Here is a 5,567-nt window from a genome sequence, read left to right on the forward strand (position 1 = left end):
CCATCATATAAGCCCGCCGCATGCTTGGGGGGCCGGGCGGCGGGGCGGGGACCGCGGAAGGGTGCCCATTGGTGGAGGAAAGACGTTAGAAGCATGGGCTGCCTCCCGAATGTCTCCCGCGAACCCACACGAATCCGCCCTCCTCGAAGACCTCAATGCGCCTCAGCGCGAGGCCGTGTTGCATGGTGACGGCCCCCTGCTCGTCCTGTCAGGCGCGGGCAGCGGCAAGACGCGCGTCATCACCCGGCGCGTGGCGTATCTGGTGAAGGTCCACGACGTCTACCCGTGGCGCATCCTGGCCGTCACCTTCACCAACAAGGCGGCGCGAGAGATGCGCGAGCGCCTGGTGCAACTGCTGGGGGCCCAGGCGAACGAGCTGGTGGTGAGCACCTTCCACTCGGCGGCGGCGCAGATCCTCCGCCGCGAGGCGGAGCACGTGGGGCTCACGCGCTCCTTCGTCATCTACGACGATTCGGACCAGCTCAACGTGGTGAAGCGGGCGATGCGCGAGGCGGGCATCGAGTCCCTGCAGCCGCGCGAAATCCTCCACCGCATCGACCAGGAGAAGAACGCGGCCCGGCTGCCGGAGCACATGCAGGTCGCGCCCGGCGACGAGCGGGGCCAACTGGTGCGCAAGGTGTACGCGGCCTACCAGGACCGGCTGCGCGCGGCCAACGCGGTGGACTTCGGAGACCTGCTGCTCCTGCTGGTGACGCTGTTCCGCACCCGGCCGGACGTGCTGGAGAACTACCGGCGCCGCTTCCACCACGTGCTGGTGGATGAGTTCCAGGACACCAACCCGGTGCAGTACGCGCTGCTGAAGCAACTGGCGCCGCCCCCTTCCGCCAACCTGGTGGTGGTGGGTGACGATGACCAGTCCATCTACCGGTGGCGCGGCGCGGACGTGGACAACATCCTCGGCTTCCCGCGCCAGTACCCCGGCGCGAGGGTGGTGAAGCTGGAGCAGAACTACCGCTCCGACCAGAACATCCTGGACGCGGCGCACGAGGTCATCCGGAAGAACACGCGGCGCATGGAGAAGAAGCTCTGGTCCGAGCGCCAGCGGGGCCAGACGCTCAACCTGATGCTCAACCGCGACGAGCGGGCCGAGGGGCAGGAGGTGGCGCGGCAGATTCTGGCGCTCCAGCGGGAGGGCTTCATCAAGCTCTCCAGCATGGCGGTGTTCTACCGCGCCAACGCGCAGAGCCGCGTGCTGGAAGAGGCGCTGCGCCTGGCGCGCGTCCCGTACACCCTGGTGAGCGGGCGCAGCTTCTATGACCGGGCGGAAGTGCGGGATGCCTCCGCGTACCTGCGGCTGATGGTGAACCCGCGCTCGGACGCGGACCTGCTGCGCATCATCAACATTCCGGCGCGTGGCATTGGCGACACCACGGTGGAGCGGGTGACGGACTTCGCCAACACGCGCGGCGTGAGCCTCTACGAGGCCTTGTCCCAGCCGGAGCTGATTCCCGCGCTCAATAGCGCCGCGGTGAAGCGGCTCAAGGGCTTCCGCAACCTGCTGGAGTCCCTGACGGCCTTCGCCCAGACGAACGAGGAGGCGGCGGGCGCGGTGGACCAGATGCTGCGCGAGACGAAGCTGGTGGAGACGCTTCAGGCCGAGGGCAGCGACGAGTCGCAGACGCGCGCGGAGAACCTCCGCGAGTTCCTGGGCGCGGCGCAGGAGTTCGACCTGAACCGGGCCGCCGCGGCGGTGGCGGCCGCGGCGAATCCTCCCAGCGAAGTCCCTCCCGAGGTGGACGCGGCCCCGCTGACGGCGGACGTGCCAGCGCTGCAGGCCTTCCTGGAGCAGATTTCGCTGGTGGGCGAGGCGGACGCGGAGGTGGGCGATGGCCGGGTGGCGCTGATGACGCTGCACGCGGCCAAGGGCCTGGAGTTCGACGCCGTCTTCCTCACGGGCATGGAGGAGAACGTCTTCCCGCACTCGCGCGCGGTGAAGTCGGAGTCCACGTTCCTGAACGAGGTCGCCTCGGCGGAGGGGGAGTCCTCGGAGGAGATGGCCGAGGAGCGGCGCCTCTGCTACGTGGGTTTCACGCGTGCGCGAAAGCGGCTCTTCGTGAGCCTGGCGCAGTGCCGCTCGCTGTTCGGTGAGCTGCGCTACAACGCGCCCAGCCGCTTCCTGCGGGACGTGCCTCCGGCGCTGTTCGGCATCAGCGAGCAGGAGGTCCCCGAGGCCCCCAAGCCCATGGTGCCCTCGACACCGCGCAAGCGGACCTGGGACGAGGACGACGGCCCACGCATCGACCGCTCGTACTCGCAGGCGTCGGACATGGACGGCGTGAGCGGGGACGTGCGCGGCATGCGCGTGCGCCACGAGCAGTTCGGCGTGGGCCGCGTGGTGTCCGCGGACGGCAACGGCCCCAACGCGAAGGTGACGGTGGAGTTCGGCGGAGGCGTAGGCCTCAAACGCATCATCGCCCGTTTCCTGATACCGGGCTGAGAAGGGGTCACCCGAGTGGACAAGCCGGTTCGTCTGGAGACTTGTCAGCTTGGAGGCTGATGCCTTCGACCACTTGGCTACCCCTCCACATGGCGGAGGGGGCTGGATTCGAACCAGCGAAGTCCTGAAGGGCGTGTGGGGCCTGTCCGGCCGGGTGTGGTGGGAGCGACGAAACAAAGCCCGCGCGCCTGACAGGGCGAACGTGCGAGTGGCAGAGTCCAGCGCGTGAGACTCGCCCCGCTGACCTGGTGCCTCCTGCTGGTGTGGTGTGGCTTCGGCTGTTCGCGAAGCTTCTCCTCGCAGGACCTTGGTGTGCAGTACGAGCCGCCCTCGGGCATGGGCCTGCGCTCGGTGGAGGCCGGGCCCCCGGCGCTGGCCCGCTTTGACGGGGGCTTGGAACTGCGCTCGGTGCGCGGCGCGGCGCCCGCCTTGGAGGCGGGCCCGGAGGCCGTGCTGGGGGCGGCGGGGTTGAAGGTGCCCGGAAAGCTGCTCAAGGACACGGAGGGCACGCTCCCCGCGGGGCCCGTGGCGCGCTACGAATTCTCACAGACGGGTGGCGCGCGCACGCTGGTGTACTTCGTGCCCAAGAAGGACGGCTTCGTGCTGGTCACCTTCTCCGCGCCCGAGCGTGACTACGGCGCGCTGTCCGCCCGCGTGGAGCGCTCGCTGTCGACGCTGCGGACGTGGTGAGGGCCGCGGCCGTGGCTCAAGGCTCAATCTTGCGCAGCCGCCACGACAGCACGCGGCCATCCAGGCCCAGGACGATGACCTGGTCGCCCAGCACCACGGGGCGGGTGCGCAGCGGCGTATCCGCGCGGACCGAGAAGGCCTGCGCCCAAGTCGCCGTGTTCAACGCGATGAGCCGTCCCTGACGCCCGCTGGTGGGCACCAGCAGCAGGTGCTCGCTCACCGGCGTCACCTCCGAGACGAGCGGGTCGGGCAGCATGATGCGCGTCACCTCCTTGCCGTCCGAAGGGGACAGGCCGACGAGCGCGGAGGCTTCCCCAGCCGTGCCGACCCACACCGTTCCCAGCGCAATCGAGGGGGCACTGCTCAGGGCCTTCGAGGGGGCCTGCTCCCACAGGGAGGTGCCGTCCCCGAGCCGCAGCGCCAGGACGTGGCCCTGGCGGGTGCTCACGTAGAGCGTGTCCCGCCACAACGTCATCCCCAGCACGTCCCGGACGTCCCGCTGCCAGCGCTTCGCCCCATCCTGGGTGGCCAGGGCCATCAGCCCGGCGTCCCCGAGCGCCACCACCAGCACGCCGTCCTGGAGCACCGGCACGGGAAAGCCGCGAGGCGCGGCCGTTGGCTCGGGCTTTCCGGGTGGGGGGCGCTCCCAGTCCGTCTTCCCCGTGTCCGTGAAGAGGGAGCGGACGGCGCCATCCGGCGCGACGAGGAAGACGAATTTCCCCTCCGCGTCCGCCACGGGTGCGGTAAGGACGGGCGGCTCTCCGGTGAGGCGCCACTGCACCGCGCCATCCGCGAGGGCCAGCCGGACCAGGTCTCCGCCCACCGTCCCGGCGATGACGCTGTCTCCCAGCAACGCGGGGCGTGTGGCCACCTCCCTGTCCAGGGCGGCCCGCCAGGCGACTCGGCCGCTCCGCTCCAGGCGGACGACGGTGCCCGCCTCATTGGCGGTGAGGACGCCGCCCTTCAGGGCCACCAGGCCGGCGCGGGACGAGGCGTCCGTGGAATAGCGGAAGGCGCTCGTCGCGGGCTCCCGGCACCCCATGACGGCCACCAGTGTCAGCGCCAGGGCGGGCAGCAAGGGCGTGCATGGACAGGCGCGAGACGACATGGTTTGGAGGATGGCGCAAGGAAGGAACTTGGACCATGCCTACCATTCGTGATGACGAGATTCCCAGCGCCACCGGCATTCCCTCGTCCGCCCGGCGGACGGACTTCGTGCCGCCGCCCACCCTGGCGGTGACGGAAGAGCTGCTGCGCGCGCTGCCCAAGACGGACCTCCACTGCCACCTGGATGGGTCCATGCGCCTGAAGACCATCCTGGAGCTGGCCGAGCAGCAGAAAATCAAGCTGCTCGCCGACACCGAGGACGGGCTGGCCAAGGCCATCCACATGGGCGAGGTGTGCGAGAGCCTGGAGGAGTACCTCGTCGCCTTCGACGTGACGCTCTCCGTGCTCCAGACGGCCGACGCCCTCTACCGCGCCGCCTACGAGCTGGCCGTGGACGCCGCCGCGGAGAACGTGCGCTGGCTGGAGGTCCGCTACTCGCCCGCGCTGCACCTGCAGAAGGGCCTGAAGATGACCACGGTCATCGACTCGGTGCTGGAGGGCCTGCGCGCCGCGAAGCGGGAGACGGGCATCAAGTGCGGCGTCATCGTCTGCGGCATCCGCCACATCAACCCGCAGACGTCCATGCGGCTGGCGGAGCTGGCGGTGGCCTACAAGAACCGCGGCGTCATCGGCTTCGACCTGGCCGGCGCGGAGGCGAGCTTCCCGGCGAAGGACCACCGGGACGCCTTCCAGCTCATCCTCAAGAACAACGTCAACTGCACCGCGCACGCGGGCGAGGCCTACGGCCCCGAGTCCATCTCCCAGGCCATCCACAACCTGGGCGCGCACCGCATCGGCCACGGCACGCGCCTGCGCGAGGACGGGGACCTGCTCAACTACGTCAACGACCACCGGATTCCGCTCGAGGTGTGCCCCACCTCCAACGTGCAGACGGGCGCCGTGACGAGCCTGGCGGCGCACCCGCTGAAGTTCTACTTCGACTACGGCCTGCGGGTGACCATCAACACGGACAACCGCCTCATCACCGACACCACGGTGACCAAGGAGCTGTGGACGGCGCACTCCGAGCTGGGCCTGTCGCTGGAGGACCTGGCCACCATCCTCGTCTCCGGCTTCAAGAGCGCCTTCCTCCCGTTCCGGGAGAAGCAGGACATGCTGCGGGCGGTGAACGAGGAGATCGCCCAGACGCTGGCGGCCTTCGACCAGAAGCGGCACCCGATGAAGCAGCCTGCTTGATGACGTGACGTCCCGCGTCCTGGCCCCTGCGAGGTGCAGTCGCCTCGCGGGGCCGGCGCTGGCCGTGAGGAGGTGGCACGTGGACCTGGAGCTGGGTGGCAAGGTGGTGCTGGTG

4 protein-coding genes are annotated in these 5,567 nt (G+C 69.8%); 3 read left to right on the forward strand and 1 reads right to left on the reverse strand.

The window, feature by feature from the left end; translation table 11 throughout:
* Positions 1-109 precede the first annotated feature (109 nt).
* Both G4D87_RS32865 and G4D87_RS32870 read left to right on the forward strand, forming a co-directional pair.
* Positions 110-2,458 (forward strand): ATP-dependent helicase, encoded by a 2,349-nt coding sequence (locus G4D87_RS32865; protein WP_163786636.1) that lies wholly within the window; start codon positions 110-112, stop codon positions 2,456-2,458.
* A 225-nt stretch (positions 2,459-2,683) separates the two neighbouring features.
* The gene (locus G4D87_RS32870) at positions 2,684-3,148 is read left to right on the forward strand and encodes a hypothetical protein (RefSeq protein ID WP_163786637.1); all 465 of its coding nucleotides are present in this window, start codon (positions 2,684-2,686) and stop codon (positions 3,146-3,148) included.
* Positions 3,149-3,164: 16 nt separating this feature from the next.
* Here G4D87_RS32870 and G4D87_RS32875 read toward each other — a convergent pair whose 3' ends face one another.
* Positions 3,165-4,256: an outer membrane protein assembly factor BamB family protein gene (locus G4D87_RS32875; protein ID WP_163786638.1), complete on the reverse strand. Its 1,092-nt coding sequence runs from the start codon at positions 4,254-4,256 to the stop codon at positions 3,165-3,167.
* 35 nt (positions 4,257-4,291) lie between these two features.
* On the opposite strand from G4D87_RS32875, the gene add reads away from it, so the two are divergent.
* Positions 4,292-5,452 carry an adenosine deaminase gene (add, locus tag G4D87_RS32880; protein WP_163786639.1) on the forward strand — a complete coding sequence of 387 codons (1,161 nt, stop codon included), beginning with the start codon at positions 4,292-4,294 and terminating at the stop codon, positions 5,450-5,452.
* Positions 5,453-5,567: the final 115 nt, after the last annotated feature.

It is taken from the genome of Myxococcus vastator (assembly GCF_010894475.1).
Taxonomy (GTDB): Bacteria; Myxococcota; Myxococcia; order Myxococcales; family Myxococcaceae; genus Myxococcus; species Myxococcus vastator.